Genomic DNA, 16312 nt, shown 5'->3' on the forward strand with positions numbered 1-16312 from the left:
GCACGCAGTCGTCAGTTGCTGTCCAGCCGCGCTCATGGCGTTGCCCGGCCGCATGGTCCGCCGGCGTTTGCATCGCCCCATCCGCAGCGCCAGCTTTGGACACGTCCCCGGTTTTCCCCAGCCCAGCCTGCCTGTTGCCCTGTGCAATAGGTGGCGGTGCCACGCTTGTGCACAGGCGTGACACAACCAGACCGTCGTGACATGAAGACACCAACATTGCCGCGCCTGATGCGGTTCCTGCCTTGCCTTGGCCTGCTCCTGCTGGCCGGCTGCGACTTCGCACTGATGAACCCCAAGGGGCAAGTCGGCGTGGACATCAAGGGCATCATCCTGATCGCCACCTGGCTGATGCTCCTGGTCGTCGTGCCGGTCATCGTCCTGATCTTCGTGTTCGCGTGGAAGTACCGCGCCAGCAACACGTCGGCCACGTATGACCCCGACTGGTCGCACTCCACCCGCATCGAAGTGGTGGTGTGGCTGATCCCCTGCCTGATCATCATCGCGCTGGGCATCATCACGTGGAAGTCGTCGCACGACCTCGACCCGTACAAGCCGCTGGAATCCAACGTCAAGCCGATCCAGGTGGAAGCCGTGGCAATGAACTGGAAGTGGCTGTTCATCTATCCGGAACTGAAGATCGCGACGGTGAACCAGCTCGCGTTTCCGGCCAACACGCCGGTGAACTTCAAGATCACGTCGGATTCGATCATGAATTCGTTCTTCATCCCTCGCCTGGGTAGCCAGATCTACGCCATGGCCGGGATGGAAACCAAGCTGCACCTCATCGCCAACGAAGCCGGTACGTACGACGGCATGTCCGCCAACTACAGCGGCGGCGGCTTCTCGGGCATGAAATTCAAGGCCATCGCCATGTCGAACTTCGAGTTCGACAAGTGGGTGGAGCAGGTGCGCGCGTCCAGCAAGCAGCTTGGCTCGGAGGACTACAAGGTCCTGGCGAAGCCGAGCGAAGCAGAACCGGTGACGTACTTCGGCCGCGTCGAAGACGGTCTGTTCACCGACATTCTGCATCAGTACATGGGCCACGACGGCCGTGCGGTCGCCCGCGAAGGTTTTGAAGGCGGTCCGGTCTGCACGTCGCGTAACACGCTCGGCGAAGAGCGTGTGTCCCTGACCACGCCGGCCACCCCGGCCGTGGGCGCGCAAATCTAGGAGCAATGATGTTTGGCAAATTGAGTTTGTCGGCGATTCCGTTTCATGAGCCGATCATCATGGTCACACTGACCTGCGTCGCCCTTGGTGGGCTGGCGCTGCTCGGTGCGATCTCGTATTTCAAGAAGTGGGGTTACCTGTGGACCGAGTGGATTACCTCGGTCGACCACAAGCGCATTGGCGTGATGTACTCGCTGGTGGCGCTGATCATGCTGCTGCGCGGCTTTGCCGACGCGGTCATGATGCGTACCCAACTGGCCGTGGCAACCAATGGTTCCACCGGTTTCCTGCCGCCCGAGCACTATGACCAGGTGTTCACGGCGCACGGCGTGATCATGATCTTCTTCGTGGCCATGCCGCTGATGACGGGCCTGATGAACCTCGTGGTGCCGCTGCAGATCGGCGCGCGCGACGTGGCATTCCCGTTCCTGAACACGCTGAGCTTCTGGCTGTTCGTGGCCGGCGCGATGCTGGTGAACGTGTCGCTGGGCGTTGGCGAATTCGCCAAGACCGGCTGGCTGGCCTACCCGCCGCTGTCGGGCCTGGACTACAGCCCGGGCGTGGGGGTGGATTACTACCTCTGGTCCTTGCAGATATCAGGGTTGGGTACGCTGCTGACCGGCGTGAACTTCCTGGTGACGATCCTGAAGATGCGCGCCCCGGGCATGACCCTGATGCGCATGCCGGTGTTCACGTGGACCGTGCTGTGCACGAACGTGCTGATCGTGGCAGCCTTCCCGGTGCTGACGGTGTCGCTGGCGCTGCTGGGCCTGGACCGTTACTTCGACATGCACTTCTTCACGAACGACGGTGGCGGTAACGCCATGATGTACGTGAACCTGATCTGGATCTGGGGCCACCCCGAGGTCTACATCCTGGTGCTGCCGGCATTCGGTATCTTCTCGGAAATCATTGCCACGTTCTCGCGCAAGAAGCTGTTCGGCTACAAGGGCATGGTCTACGCCACCAGCGCGATCATGGTCCTGTCGTTCATCGTGTGGCTGCACCACTTCTTCACGATGGGTTCCGGTGCGAACGTGAATGCGTTCTTCGGCATCACGACGATGATCATCTCGATCCCGACGGGCGTGAAGATCTTCAACTGGCTGTTCACGATGTACCGTGGCCGCGTGGAATTCACGTCGCCGGTGCTGTGGACGCTGGGCTTCATGGTCACGTTCGTGATCGGCGGCATGACCGGCGTGCTGATGGCTGTACCGGCTGCCGACTTCGTGCTGCACAACTCGCTGTTCCTGATTGCCCACTTCCACAACGTGATCATCGGCGGCGTGCTGTTCGGCTACCTGGCGGGCGTCACCTACTGGTGGCCGAAGGCGTTCGGCTTCAAGCTGAACGAGCGTCTGGGCAAGTGCGCCTTCTGGTGCTGGCTGGTGGGCTTCTACTTCGCCTTCATGCCGCTGTACGTGCTGGGCCTGATGGGCATGACCCGTCGCCTGAACCACACCGACAATCCGGAATGGACGCCCTGGCTGCATCTGGCCGTGGTGGGCGTGGTGTTCGTGGCCATGGGTATCGGCTTCCAGGTGCTGCAGATCATCGTGTCGATCCGCGACCGCAAGAAGCTGGCCGACGTCACGGGCGATCCGTGGGGTGGCCGTACGCTGGAATGGGCAACGTCGTCGCCGCCCGCGTTCTACAACTTCGCGCACACCCCGGTGGTGCGTGACCTGGACGCGTTTGCCGACATGAAGGCCCGTGGCGAAACGATGGGCACCGATGGCTTCGAACAGATCCACATGCCGAAGAACACGGCTGCCGGTTTCTACATGGGTGCATGGAGCCTGGCACTGGGCTTCGCGCTGACGTGGCATATCTGGTGGCTCGCCGCCGTGGGTCTGGTTGGCATGATCGTGGCCTTCATCCGCCGCGCCAACGATGACCACATCGACTACTACGTGCCGGCCGCCGAGGTCGAGCAGATCGAAACCCGCTACCAGCAGCGCGTCGCTGCGCAGGGCTGATAACCATGTCGACAGAAGTTCTTGACCGCTTCGGGGCGCAAGCCCCCGCGCATGCGCACTCGCACGACGAGTCGCACGACCACGCGCATCACGACACCAGCGAGAACACCGTCTTCGGTTTCTGGCTGTACCTGATGAGCGACTGCATCTTGTTCGCGTGCCTGTTCGCCGCTTACGCCGTCCTGCGCGGCGAAGTGGCGGGTGGCCCGTCGGGCAAGGAGCTGTTCGATCTCAACTTCGTGGCGGTGGAAACCGGCATCCTGCTGGTGTCGTCGATCACCTACGGCTTTGCCATGGTGTCGATGCAGAACCAGCAGCGCGGCCGCGTGATGTTCTGGCTGGGCGTGACGTTCCTGCTGGGCGCTGCCTTCATGAGCATGGAAATCTACGAGTTCAAGCACCTGATTCATGAAGGTGCCGGTCCGAGCCGTAGCGCATTCCTGTCCTCGTTCTTCACGCTGGTGGGCACCCACGGTCTGCACGTTGCAAGCGGCATGCTGTGGATGCTGGTACTCATGTACCAACTGTCGAAGAAGGGCCTGACGCCTACCGTGACCAAGCGCCTGAACTGCCTCAGCCTGTTCTGGCACTTTCTGGACGTGGTCTGGATTGGTGTGTTCACCGTCGTCTATCTGATGGGAGCAATGTAAATGGCACAGCAACACGCTACCGGCGCCCACGGCGCCTCGCACGGCCACAGCAGCGTCAAGTCGTATGTGATCGGCTTCGTGCTGGCGGTCATCCTGACGGCCATCCCGTTCAAGATCGTGATGGACGGTACGATGGACCGCGCCACCATGCTGTGGGTCATCCTGGGCCTGGCTGTGGTGCAGATCGTCGTGCACCTGAAGTACTTCCTGCATCTGGACGGTTCGGACGGACAGAAGTGGAACGTGATGGCCCTGCTGTTCACGGCCCTGATCCTGTTCATCGTGCTGGCCGGTTCGCTCTGGATCATGCACAACATGAACGCGAACATGATGCCGTGGATGAGCAAGTAAGCATCCTCGCCGCTGTTTGAGAAACGGGACCCCCAGCGGGTCCCGTTTTTTTTGTGTCGATGGTGCCCATTGGTGCGTCAGGCACCGGGCGCACGCGCCCATGCACGCACCCGGGGCCTTGCACGGTTCCGGTGCAGTCACTCGTCGTTTCCGCTTCGTCGCGCCGGCACCGTCCTGGTGCGCGGCCGTTTTCCCATTGCTGATTTGTCACGCAGGCGTTGCCTGGCAAGGGATTGCCGGCGTTCGCGGCATTGGCACGCTAGTTGCAGAAGCATCACCCGGGGTGCGTAGTCCCTGCCAACACACATAAACCGGACGAACTGGGAGCTGCAATGAAACGACGTGACATGCTGAAGCTGACGGCCGTAGCCGCCGCAGCGATGATCGGTACCAGCCCGCTGATGGCGCAGACAAAGGAACCGATCAAGGTCGGCATCCTGCATTCGCTGTCGGGCACGATGGCCATTTCCGAGACGTCGCTGAAGGACGTGGCGCTCATGACGATCGACGAGATCAACAAGAGCGGTGGCGTGCTGGGCCGCAAGCTTGAGCCCGTTGTGGTGGACCCCGCATCGAACTGGCCGCTGTTCGCCGAGAAGGCGCGCCAGCTGATCACCAAGGACAAGGTTGCCGTGACGTTCGGCTGCTGGACCTCGGTATCGCGCAAGTCGGTACTGCCGGTCTATGAAGAACTGAACTCGCTGCTGTTCTACCCTGTGCAGTACGAGGGCGAGGAAATGTCCAAGAACGTCTTCTACACGGGCGCCGCGCCGAACCAGCAGGCCATCCCCGCCGTGGAATACCTGATGAGCAAGGAAGGCGGCGGTGCCAAGCGCTACTTCCTGCTGGGCACCGACTACGTGTACCCGCGTACCACGAACAAGATCCTGCGCGCGTTCCTGAAGAGCAAGGGCGTGGCCGACAAGGATATCGAAGAGGTCTACACCCCGTTCGGTCATAGCGATTACCAGACCATCGTCGCCAACATCAAGAAGTTCTCGCAAGGCGGCAAGACGGCGGTGATCTCGACGATCAATGGCGACTCGAACGTGCCGTTCTACAAGGAACTGGGCAACGCCGGCCTGAAGGCCAAGGACGTGCCGGTGGTGGCCTTCTCCGTGGGCGAGGAAGAACTGCGCGGTATCGACACCAAGCCGCTGGTGGGCCACCTGGCCGCATGGAACTACTTCATGTCGGTGAAGAACCCGGAGAACGATGCGTTCAAGAAGCAATGGGCGGCATGGGTCAAGGCCAACAACCTGCCCGGCGGTGACAAGCGCGTGACCAACGACCCGATGGAAGCCACGTACGTGGGCATCCATATGTGGGCACAGGCCGTGAAGAAGGCCGGCACCACGGACCCGGACAAGGTGCGCGCCGCCATGTACGGCCAGACCTTCAAGTCGCCGGACGGCTTCACGCTGACGATGGGCGACAACCACCACCTTTACAAGCCCGTGATGATCGGCGAAGTGAAGGGCGATGGTCAGTTCAACGTGGTGTGGAAGACCGCCAAGCCGATCCGCGCCCAGCCGTGGAGCCCGTTCATCGCGGGTAACGAAGGCAAGGCGGACAAGGTTAGCAATTAACACGTTGCCCTTTGCTATGCGCTCCCCTCTCCCATGAAGTGGGAGAGGGGTGGGGGTGAGGGCCAGCAGTTCAAGACGCGATATCGGCAGCTTGCACCGCCATGCCCTCACCCCCAACCCCTCTCCCGCTCGCGGGAGAGGGGAGCAAACCGCCGCTGCGGGACATCTTCTACACACAAGACGCGACATATCGCGCTATCAACAGGCTCCTGAATGCACCGACCCGACATCCGTTCATGGCTGCGCGCCATGTTCGCTGTGCTGCTGCTGGCCGCTGCCCCACTATGGGCGGCCACGCCGCTGACGCAGGCCGACCTGAAACCGCTGGCCGAAGACGACTTCGACGCCAAGACCGCCGCGCTGACCAGGATCACGCAGGCGCCGGCAGCGCAGGCCGGACCGATTCTCAAAGCGCTGCAGGACGATGCGCTGCAGTTTGCACCGTCGGTCGGCATGGTGCGTACCGAGGGCGACAAGACGCTCGACGCCATCACGGGGCAACCGGTCACGGTCAAGCCCGATGAGCTGGAGTCCCTGACACTGAACAACAGCCTGCGCTCGATTGTCGATAGCGCGTCGAGCAGCCTGCTGCTGCAGTCGCCCGATATCGCCGTGCGGACGCAGGCCATCAACACGCTGTTCGATCAACCGGAAAGCGCCACGCGTGAAGCGGTGGAAGCGGCGCGCAAGGCCGAGGCCGATGCGGGCCTGCGTGCGCGCCTTGACGTGATCTGGGCCAGCACGGTGCTGGCCGAAGGTCCAGGTGCCACGCGCGATGCACGCATCGAAGCCATTCGCATCCTCGCAGCCGACAGCAATCCGCAATCACGCCAGAAGCTGACGCCCTTCGTTGAGAAGGACGAGGCGGGCAAGTACAAGGAGCCCGACGAAGGCGTACGCGTGGCCGCGCAGCAGGCGCTCGATCAGTTGCGCAGCAACGAGCGTCGCGCGGAAGTGGTGGGCAACCTGTTCGCGGGCCTGAGCCTCGGCAGCGTGCTGCTGCTCGCTGCACTGGGCCTGGCGATCACGTATGGCCTGATCGGCGTCATCAACATGGCGCACGGCGAGTTCCTGATGATCGGCGCTTATGCCACCTATGTGGTGCAGACGCTGTTCCGTGCCTTCATGCCGACCGAGGCATTCGGCTGGTATCTGGTGGCGGCGCTTCCGGCATCGTTCCTGGCGGCCGGTCTGGTCGGCTTTGCGATCGAGCGCATCGTGCTGCGCCATCTGTATGGCCGTCCACTGGAAACGCTGCTCGCCACGTTCGGTATCAGCCTGCTGTTGCAGCAGTCCGTGCGCACGATCTTCGGCGCGCAGAACGTTGAGGTGGCGAATCCTTCGTGGATGAGCGGTGGCTTTGAAGCCATGGCTGGTCTCGTGATTCCGTACAACCGTGTGGTCATCATCCTGTTCGCGCTGGGCGTGGTCGCTGTGGCGTGGGCCGTGCTGAACCGCACGCGCCTGGGCCTGTTCGTGCGCGCCACGACGCAAAATCGCACGATGGCCGCCTGCGTGGGCGTGCGTACGTGGAAGGTGGACAGCTACGCGTTCGCGTTCGGTGCCGGTATTGCAGGGCTGGGCGGATGCGCGCTCTCGCAGATCGGCAACGTGGGGCCGGACCTGGGGCAGGCGTACATCATCGACTCGTTCATGGTCGTGGTGCTCGGCGGGGTAGGCCAGTTGGCCGGCACCATCGTGGGCGCGTTCGGCCTCGGCATCATCAACAAGTTCATCGAGCCGTTCTACGGCGCGGTGCTGGCGAAGATCTTTGTCCTCGTGCTGATCGTGCTCTTCATCCAGAAGCGCCCGCAAGGACTTTTCGCGCTCAAAGGGCGCAGCGCGGAGGCCTGACATGTCCAGTTTCCAATCGAAATCCGGCAAGGCGTTCCGGCTCGCAGTTCCCGAGCGCCAGCCGCTCTTCTCCGGCCGCATCTGGACGCTGCTGGTAGCGTTCACGGTCATCGTCGGTATCGGCGTGCCGATCTGCGCGCTGATGCTGCCGGAAGGCCATCCGCTGCATCTCTCGGCCTACGCGTTGACGCTGATCGGCAAGATCATGTGTTTTGCGCTGGCAGCCATCGCACTCGACCTCGTGTGGGGTTACTGCGGCATCCTGAGCCTCGGCCATGGTTTGTTCTTCGCGCTGGGCGGCTATGCGATGGGCATGTACCTGATGCGGTCGATTGGCCGCGAAGGCGTGTACAAGAGCGACCTGCCCGACTTCATGGTGTTCCTCGACTGGAAGGAACTGCCGTGGTTCTGGCATGGCACCGAGCATCTGCCTTACGCGCTGCTGCTCGTGGTGCTGGTGCCGGGCGTGCTGGCGTGGCTGTTCGGCTTCTTTGCGTTCCGCTCGCGCATCAAGGGCGTGTACCTGTCGATCATCACGCAGGCGCTCACGTATGCGGCGATGCTGCTGTTCTTCCGTAACGAGACGGGCTTCGGCGGCAACAACGGCTTCACGGACTTCAAGCGCATTGCGGGTTATGCAGTGGCAGCGCCGGAAACGCGTACCGCGCTGTTCGTGCTGACGTTCCTCGCGCTGATCGGCGGCTTCATCGCGTGCCGCTACATCGTGACGTCGAAGCTCGGTCGCGTGGTCACGGCCGTGCGCGATGCGGAGATGCGCGTGATGTTCTCGGGCTATAACCCGCTCGGCTACAAGCTGTTCGTGTGGACGTTCTCGGCAGTGCTGTGCGGTATTGCTGGCGCGCTGTACGTGCCGCAGGTGGGCATCATCAACCCGGGCGAAATGTCTCCGGCCAATTCGATCGAGATGGCCGTGTGGGTAGCGGTGGGCGGACGCGGCACGCTGATTGGTCCGATCATTGGCGCGTTCCTGGTCAACGGTGCCAAGACGATGTTCACCGCTTACTTCGCCGAATACTGGTTGTTCCTGCTCGGGGCGATGTTCGTGCTCGTGACGCTGTACCTGCCCGATGGCGTGGTGGGTCTGGTCCGCCGCCTGCGCGCGATGCGCAAGCCTGCGAAGCCAATCGATGCGGACACGGATGCGTCCGTACCAGCACCGCAACAAGGGAGCAAGGCATGAACGCCGCGTTGGGAGTGGAGCAAGCGGAGAGCGGCGATGCCACCGGGCTGGGCCGCATCCTCGAACCGGGCGTCATCGACACGACGCACGGACCGATCCTCTACGTGGAAGACCTGACTGTCCAGTTCGACGGCTTCCGCGCACTGAACAAGCTGTCGCTGTCGATCGATCACGGCGAACTGCGCTGCGTGATCGGGCCGAACGGTGCCGGCAAGACGACAATGATGGACGTCATTACCGGCAAGACGGGACCGCGCAACGCCAACGTCACGGGTCGCGTGTTCCTGGGCCAGACCATCGACCTGATGCGCATGACCGAGCCGAAGATCGCGCAGACCGGTATCGGCCGCAAGTTCCAGAAGCCCACCGTGTTCGAGCAACACGAAGTCTGGGAGAACCTGGAACTGGCGATGAAGGGCGACAAGCGCTGGTGGTCATCGCTGCGGGCACGATTGACGGGTGAAGGTCATCGCCGAATCGAAGAGACCTTGGCGCTGACGGGCCTGGAAGACGAAGCCTATCGCCCGGCCGGGCTGCTCTCGCACGGTCAGAAGCAGCGGCTGGAGATCGGCATGCTGCTGATGCAGCAACCGCAGTTGCTGTTGCTCGATGAACCCGTGGCCGGCATGACCGATGAGGAAACGATGCAATTGGCGGGGCTGCTGAACAGCCTGCGCGGCAGCTGCTCGATGATGGTGGTCGAGCACGACATGGAGTTCGTGGCTGCGCTGGCTGGCGAGAAAGGCAAGGTCACGGTACTCGCCGAAGGCAGCCTGCTGGCGGAAGGCACGCTCGAAGCGGTGAAGCGCGACGAACGCGTGATCGAATCCTACCTGGGAAGATAACGATGCTGCAGGTCAATGCACTGAATCAGTACTACGGCGGCAGCCACATCCTGCGCAACGTCTCGTTCGACGTACCGCATGGCAAGCTGACCACACTGCTGGGCCGCAATGGCGTAGGCAAGAGCACGCTGCTGAAATGCCTGATGGGCGTAGTGCCCACGCGCAGCGGCAGCGTGAGCTGGGACGGCAAGGCGCTGGAGAAGAAGGCGCCTTACGAACGTGTTTCGGCGGGGCTCGCGTATGTGCCGCAGGGGCGCGAGATTTTTCCGCGTCTCACGGTCGAGGAGAACCTGCTGATCGGCGCGGCGAGCCGCGGCAAGCCCAATGGCGTGCCGGACCGCATCTATCAATTGTTCCCGGTGCTGCGCACGATGCGGCAACGTCGTGGCGGCGACCTCTCGGGTGGCCAGCAGCAGCAACTCGCCATTGGCCGCGCGCTGATGAGCGAACCCAAGCTGCTGATTCTGGATGAGCCCACCGAAGGCATCCAGCCATCGATCATCCAGGACATTGGCCGTGCGCTGCGTCTGTTGGTGGATGAGTACGGCATGACCGTGCTGCTGGTGGAGCAGTACTACGAATTTGCGCGCCATCTGGCCGATCACTACGTGGTGATGAGCCGTGGCGAAGTGGTGGCAAAGGGCGCGGGCGCGACGATGGAACAGGACGGCGTACGCGAGCTGATTGCGGTGTAGGCACGACAAGGTCGAACAGCGCACAGCCACCTTCCGGTGAGGGCGGCTGCGCGCTATGATCTGCGCCAACGCCTCGGCGTATCTTCTCGCACTCACGCCCCCCTTCATGCGTCACCCTGACTTTCCTTCTTCGCTCGCCTTGCCATCGGCCTGGCACGCCAGCCTGTGCCTGCGCTTTGCCGTGCGTGCGGGCCGGACCGCCATGGTCGAGCGTCGCCATGAGGGGCCGCTACGCGTGCAGAAGCCGCTGTATCCCGAAGGGGATATCTGCCATGGCGTGGTGCTGCATCCGCCGGCTGGCGTGGCGGGTGGTGACCTGCTCGATATCGACATTGCAGTCGGCACCAACGCGCACGCCGTGCTGGCGACGCCCGGTGCCACCAAGTGGTACAAGTCGGCGGGACGCGATGCGGCGCAGCAGGTGCGCATCGACGTGGCCGAAGGCGGCAAGCTCGACTGGCTGCCGCAGGAGAACATCGTCTTTGACGATGCCCGCGCGCGCATTGCCACGGACGTGACTGTTGCGCAGGGCGGTAGTGCCATTGGCTGGGATGCCGTCGTGCTGGGACGCCTGGCGTCCGGTGAGCGATGGGCCAGCGGCTCGCTCTGGCTCGATACACGGATCGGCGGTGTCGAACACCCGCTGTGGATCGAGCAATCGCATTTCGATGCGGCATCGCCGCTGCGCGGCGCCGTGGCGGGTATGGATGGATTGCCGATCCTTGGCACGCTGTGGGCGGTGGGGCAGGGCGCTACGCAAGACCTCGCCGAATCACTGGCCGAGCGCCTGCCATATCGCCCCGATCTGCGCGCCGGTGTTACCTGCCTGGCAGCACGCGGCGCATCGATGCCGATGCTGCTGATGCGCGTGCTGGGACGCGACATGGAAGCGGTGCGAAATCTGATGATCGATAGCTGGCAAATGCTGCGCATGCCGATCCACGGCGTGCCTGCACGGCCGCTGCGGCTTTGGGCCACCTGAACACGACGAAGCCCCAAACAAGCAAACAACAAGAACACTCGAACGGAAGCCGATATGGAACTGACGCCACGCGAGAAAGACAAGCTGCTGATTTTCACCGCTGCGCTGCTGGCCGAACGCCGCCGCGCGCGCGGACTCAAGCTCAACTATCCCGAAGCCATTGCGCTGATTACCGCCGCGATCATGGAAGGCGCACGTGATGGTCGCACCGTGGCCGAGCTGATGCACGAAGGCACCAAGGTGCTGGCGCTCGAAGACGTCATGGATGGCGTGGCGGAAATGATTCCCGAAATCCAGGTGGAAGCCACGTTCCCGGACGGCACCAAGCTCGTCACCGTGCATCACCCGATTGTCTGATTGATCGACTGTCCGATTATCTGAACCGCATCCAACAAGAAGAGGTTGAACCCTATGCACCGCATGCTTTCCTCGCGCCGGATTTTTTCGCACCTGACCGCAGGCGCCACGCTGACTCTCGCTACTGCATCGGCCTTCGCCCATCCAGGCCATGATGGCGCCACCGTTAGCGCCAGCCTGTTCGCGGGCCTCGCGCATCCGTTCACGGGTGCGGACCACCTGCTGGCCATGGCGGCCGTGGGCGTGTGGAGCGCACTGGCTGCATCGCCGAAGGGATCGTTCGATAACAGCACATCGAAGATGGATCTGCTGCGACTGCCGTTCGCGTTCGTCGCGATGATGCTGGTTGGCGCCGCGCTCGGTCTCGGTGGCGTGACGCTGCCGGCCGTGGAGCCGATGATTGCCGCATCGCTGCTCGTGATCGGCCTGTTGGTGGCGGCACGCGCGAAGTTGTCCGCGATGGCGGGCATGGCCATCGTCGGCGGCTTCGCGCTGTTCCATGGGTATGCACATGGTGCCGAACTGCCCGCTACGGCGGAGGCACTGCCGGCAGTGCTGGCCTACGTTGGCGGCTTCGCCGTGAGCACGATGGCGCTGCATGTGATGGGTATCGGCGCGGGCGCGTTCCTGCGTCGTCATGCGGGCTGGATCGCACGCGTGGCGGGTGCGGGCGTGGCGCTGTATGGCGTCGGCCTGCTCGTGGCCTGAACGGCCAATCCACGCACAAGGAGCATGGCGATGATTCCCGGTGAACTGATGCCGATGGACGGCGAGATCGAGCTGAACGTGGGGCGCGCGACGGTCAGCGTGACCGTGGCCAATACCGGCGACCGTCCGGTGCAGGTGGGCTCGCACTTCCACTTCTATGAAACCAATCCGGCGCTGTCTTTCGATCGCGAGGCTGCACGCGGCTTCCGGCTCGACATCGCAGCGGGCACGGCGGTGCGTTTCGAGCCAGGCCAGTCGCGCACGGTGCAACTGGTGGCGCTGGACGGTGACCGCATCGTCTACGGCTTCAACGGCAAGATCATGGGAGCGCTGTGATGAGCGTGAAGATTTCGCGGCAAGCCTATGCCGAGATGTTCGGCCCTACCACGGGCGATCGTTTGCGTCTGGCGGATACGGGACTGGTCGTAGAGGTGGAGAAGGATTTCACGATCTACGGCGAGGAAGTGAAGTTCGGCGGCGGCAAGGTGATTCGCGACGGCATGGGGCAGAGCCAGCGCATGTCCAAGGACTGCGTGGACACCGTCATCACCAATGCGCTGATCATCGATCACTGGGGCATCGTCAAGGCCGATATCGGCCTCAAGCACGGACGCATCGCGGGGATCGGCAAGGCCGGCAATCCGGATATCCAGCCGGGCGTGACGATTGTCGTGGGACCGGGCACCGAGGTGATTGCCGGTGAAGGCATGATCGTCACGGCGGGCGGCATCGACACGCACATCCACTTCATCTGCCCGCAGCAGATTGACGAAGCGCTGATGAGCGGTGTGACGACGATGATCGGCGGTGGTACTGGCCCCGCCACAGGCACATTCGCCACCACGGTGACGCCAGGCCCCTGGTACATGGAGCGCATGCTGCAGGCGGCCGATGCCTATCCGATGAACATCGGCTTCCTGGGCAAAGGCAATGCGAGCCAGCCGGGTCCGCTGACGGAACAGGTGGAAGCGGGCGCTATCGGCCTGAAGCTGCATGAGGACTGGGGCACCACGCCGCAGGCCATCGATACGTGTCTCTCGGTTGCCGATGACACCGACACGCAGGTGGCGATTCACACCGATACGCTGAACGAAGGCGGTTTCGTCGAGGCGACGATTGCCGCGTTCAAAGGCCGCACGATCCATACGTATCACACGGAAGGGGCGGGCGGCGGCCACGCGCCGGACATCATCAAGGTGTGCGGCGAAGCCAACGTGCTGCCGTCATCGACCAATCCCACGCGCCCGTACACGGTCAACACGCTGGACGAGCACCTGGACATGCTGATGGTGTGCCATCACCTGGACCCGTCGATTGCCGAGGACATCGCCTTTGCCGAATCCCGCATCCGGCGCGAGACGATCGCCGCCGAAGACATCCTGCATGACCTCGGCGCGTTCTCGATGATCTCGAGCGATTCGCAGGCCATGGGCCGCGTGGGCGAGGTGATCATCCGCACCTGGCAGACCGCGCACAAGATGGCGGCGCAACGTGGCAAGCTGCCCGGCGATCCGCACGATGCGCGCGGTGGTCACGACAACTTCCGCGTGAAGCGCTATATCGCCAAGTACACGATTAATCCAGCGCTGACGCACGGCATCGCGCATGAAGTGGGTTCGATCGAAGTTGGCAAGTGGGCCGATCTGGTGTTGTGGCGTCCCGCGTTCTTCGGCGTGAAGCCGAGCCTGATCTTGAAGGGTGGCATGATTGCTGCGGCGGCGATGGGTGACCCCAATGCATCGATTCCGACGCCGCAGCCTGTGCATTACCGCCCGATGTTTGCCTCGGCGGGTGGTGCGTTGCCGAAGTCGTCGCTAACGTTCGTGTCGCAGTCGGCCATGGCGGCTGATGTGGGTGGACGCTATGGATTGGCGAAAACATTGGCAACCGTGCGCGGCACGCGTACTGTCAGCAAGCGCGACATGATCCACAATGACTGGCAGCCGAACGTCACCGTCGACCCGGAGACCTATCAGGTCGTGGCCGATGGTCAGTTGCTGATGTGCGAACCCGCCACCGTGCTGCCGATGGCGCAGCGCTATTTCCTGTTCTGACCCGTGATCAAGATCGATAAAGTCCTGCCCGCGCCGCACGGCATCGCGCCCGTGCTGGTGCGCCGCGCACCCAAGCTCGTCCTGCCATTCGGCGACCGCAGCAAGAGCCGCCTGCGCGCAGTGCTCGACAACGGCGCGGAAGCCGCATTGTTCCTGCCACGCGGCACCGTGTTGCGCGGCGGAGATCTGCTGGTAGCAGAAGACGGTACGTTCATCGAAGTGCAGGCCGCTGCGGAAGCGGTACTGCAGGTGTCCGCAAGCGATCCGCTCGCATTGATGCGCGCGGCCTATCACCTCGGTAATCGGCATACGCCGGTGGAGATCGGTCGCGACTATCTCCGTCTTGAGTACGACTCTGTGCTGGCCGACATGCTGACCCGGCTCGGTGTACAGACCACGCGCGCTGATGCGCCGTTCGAACCGGAAGCTGGGGCGTATGGCGGTGGGCACAAGCATGGGCATGACGCGACGTTTGCGGAAGACTATGCAGTGGCGCAGGCGGTGTTTCACGAGCATCATCATGGGCATGATCACGATCATGGGGATGGGCATGTGCATGGGGAACACTGTGGGCACAAGCACTGATGTGAGCTCACGATGATTGAACCGCTGACCCTCTCCCCCGACCCCTCTCCCGCACGCGGGAGAGGGGAGAACACCGATGGTTTGCTCCCCTCTCCCTCTGGGAGAGGGGCAGGGGGAGAGGGCCGGCGCCTGACTCACCACGAATTCATTCGTCAGCTCCGATCGAATCAAACCACAGCCGAACAGCGCCTCTGGTATCACCTGCGCGCGCATCGCTTCCTCGGCCTGAAGTTCAAACGCCAGATGCCAATCGGCCCTTACATCGCCGATTTCCTCTGCATGGAATACAAGCTGATCGTCGAAGCCGATGGCGGTCAACATGGTTCCCTCAGCGACTTCGATCGCGACCAGTGGCTGGAAGCGCAGGGTTATACGGTGCTGCGATTCTGGAACAACCAGGTGCATGAAGAAACGGATGGTGTGCTGGAGGCGATTCGATTGACAGTTCTGGCGAAAGGGCTTGTTGAACCGCCTGCCCTCTCCCCCAACCCCTCTCCCGCACGCGGGAGAGGGGAGCAAGCCGATTGTGTTCTCCCCTCTCCCTCCGGGAGAGGGGCAGGGGGAGAGGGCCGGCGCGTCAAATCGAGGCGAGTTCCATGACTGCATTAAGCCAACTCATCTCCCTCCTCCACCTCGCCTCCCCAGCCCTCCCCATCGGCGGCTTCAGCTATTCCCAAGGCCTGGAGGCCGCCATCGACTGCGGACTGGTGAAAGACGCCGATAGCGCGAGCGAGTGGATTCACGACAACCTCACCCACGTCCAAGCCCAGTGCGAAGCGCCCATCTGGCTGCTGCTGCATCGCGCATGGGCGAGCAATGACTCGTCATCCGTGGCCAAGTGGAACGACTGGTTCCACGCCACACGCGAGACGTCCGAGTTGCGGCTGGAGACGGAGCAGATGGGTTGGTCGCTGGCGAAGTTGATCGCGCAGATGGAGTGGGGCGACGACGCCATGCGTCAGGCATTGCAGGCGATGTCGCCGCTTTGCCTGCCCACCGCATTCACCGCCGCGTGCGTGGCACTCGCCATCGACGAGCGCGATGGCCTGGGGGCCTATGCCTTCAACTGGGCCGAGAACCAGGTGGCTGCGGCAATCAAGGCCGTGCCGCTGGGGCAGGTGGCCGGGCAGCGCATGCTGCGCGGGCTGCATGCTGCGGTGCTCGATGCCGTTGACGAAGCGCAGCGCCGCACCGACGCACAGCCGCCGCAACTCTCGACGTTTTCCCCGATGCTGGGCCTGCTGTCCGCCAGACACGAGACGCAGTACTCCCGGCTGTTCCGATCCTGA

The 16312-nt window shown here is 63.1% G+C and carries 17 protein-coding genes; all 17 read left to right on the forward strand.

Going from position 1 to position 16312, the window contains the following annotated elements; genetic code table 11:
• Nucleotides 1–201 precede the first annotated feature (201 nt).
• The 17 genes from cyoA (at nt 202) to GA566_RS04610 (ending at nt 16312) form a co-directional block, all read left to right on the forward strand.
• Entirely contained in the window at nt 202–1170 is a 969-nt protein-coding gene (gene cyoA / locus GA566_RS04530; RefSeq protein ID WP_137923033.1) for a ubiquinol oxidase subunit II, read from the forward strand.
• Nucleotides 1171–1178: 8 nt separating this feature from the next.
• Nucleotides 1179–3152, forward strand: a complete 1974-nt coding sequence (cyoB, locus tag GA566_RS04535; protein WP_160473217.1) for a cytochrome o ubiquinol oxidase subunit I — start codon at nt 1179–1181, stop codon at nt 3150–3152.
• 5 nt (nt 3153–3157) lie between these two features.
• On the forward strand, nt 3158–3802 hold the full coding sequence (gene cyoC, locus GA566_RS04540; protein WP_137923034.1) for a cytochrome o ubiquinol oxidase subunit III: 645 nt from the start codon (nt 3158–3160) through the stop codon (nt 3800–3802).
• Nucleotides 3803–4153, forward strand: a complete 351-nt coding sequence (gene cyoD, locus GA566_RS04545) for a cytochrome o ubiquinol oxidase subunit IV (RefSeq protein ID WP_137923035.1) — start codon at nt 3803–3805, stop codon at nt 4151–4153.
• Nucleotides 4154–4485: 332 nt separating this feature from the next.
• Nucleotides 4486–5742, forward strand: coding sequence for an urea ABC transporter substrate-binding protein (gene urtA / locus GA566_RS04550; protein WP_160471776.1), 1257 nt, complete (start codon nt 4486–4488; stop codon nt 5740–5742).
• Between the two features lie 213 nt (nt 5743–5955).
• Nucleotides 5956–7596, forward strand: coding sequence for an urea ABC transporter permease subunit UrtB (gene urtB, locus GA566_RS04555; RefSeq protein WP_137923037.1), 1641 nt, complete (start codon nt 5956–5958; stop codon nt 7594–7596).
• Nucleotide 7597: 1 nt separating this feature from the next.
• On the forward strand, nt 7598–8797 hold the full coding sequence (gene urtC, locus GA566_RS04560; protein ID WP_160471778.1) for an urea ABC transporter permease subunit UrtC: 1200 nt from the start codon (nt 7598–7600) through the stop codon (nt 8795–8797).
• Nucleotides 8794–9642 carry an urea ABC transporter ATP-binding protein UrtD gene (gene urtD, locus GA566_RS04565; RefSeq protein WP_160471780.1) on the forward strand — a complete coding sequence of 283 codons (849 nt, stop codon included), beginning with the start codon at nt 8794–8796 and terminating at the stop codon, nt 9640–9642. The genes urtC and urtD overlap by 4 nt, the downstream gene beginning before the upstream one ends.
• Before the next feature lie 2 nt (nt 9643–9644).
• Nucleotides 9645–10337: an urea ABC transporter ATP-binding subunit UrtE gene (gene urtE / locus GA566_RS04570; RefSeq protein WP_137923040.1), complete on the forward strand. Its 693-nt coding sequence runs from the start codon at nt 9645–9647 to the stop codon at nt 10335–10337.
• A gap of 106 nt (nt 10338–10443) precedes the next feature.
• Nucleotides 10444–11319, forward strand: coding sequence for an urease accessory protein UreD (locus GA566_RS04575; RefSeq protein WP_160471781.1), 876 nt, complete (start codon nt 10444–10446; stop codon nt 11317–11319).
• A gap of 54 nt (nt 11320–11373) precedes the next feature.
• Entirely contained in the window at nt 11374–11676 is a 303-nt protein-coding gene (locus tag GA566_RS04580; protein ID WP_137923042.1) for an urease subunit gamma, read from the forward strand.
• 54 nt (nt 11677–11730) lie between these two features.
• Nucleotides 11731–12384 carry a HupE/UreJ family protein gene (locus tag GA566_RS04585; protein ID WP_160471783.1) on the forward strand — a complete coding sequence of 218 codons (654 nt, stop codon included), beginning with the start codon at nt 11731–11733 and terminating at the stop codon, nt 12382–12384.
• A 30-nt stretch (nt 12385–12414) separates the two neighbouring features.
• Entirely contained in the window at nt 12415–12720 is a 306-nt protein-coding gene (locus tag GA566_RS04590; protein WP_160473218.1) for an urease subunit beta, read from the forward strand.
• Nucleotides 12720–14438 (forward strand): urease subunit alpha, encoded by a 1719-nt coding sequence (gene ureC, locus GA566_RS04595; RefSeq protein WP_137923044.1) that lies wholly within the window; start codon nt 12720–12722, stop codon nt 14436–14438. The genes GA566_RS04590 and ureC overlap by 1 nt, the downstream gene beginning before the upstream one ends.
• A 3-nt stretch (nt 14439–14441) precedes the next feature.
• Complete coding sequence (gene ureE / locus GA566_RS04600; protein ID WP_160471785.1) at nt 14442–15023, forward strand: urease accessory protein UreE; 582 nt, start codon at nt 14442–14444, stop codon at nt 15021–15023.
• A 12-nt stretch (nt 15024–15035) separates the two neighbouring features.
• Nucleotides 15036–15623, forward strand: a complete 588-nt coding sequence (locus GA566_RS04605) for an endonuclease domain-containing protein (protein WP_160471787.1) — start codon at nt 15036–15038, stop codon at nt 15621–15623.
• Nucleotides 15620–16312 carry an urease accessory protein UreF gene (locus GA566_RS04610; protein ID WP_160471788.1) on the forward strand — a complete coding sequence of 231 codons (693 nt, stop codon included), beginning with the start codon at nt 15620–15622 and terminating at the stop codon, nt 16310–16312. Before GA566_RS04605 ends, GA566_RS04610 begins: the two co-directional genes overlap by 4 nt.

Source organism: Cupriavidus sp. SW-Y-13, assembly GCF_009793345.1.
Classification (GTDB): Bacteria; Pseudomonadota; Gammaproteobacteria; order Burkholderiales; family Burkholderiaceae; genus Cupriavidus.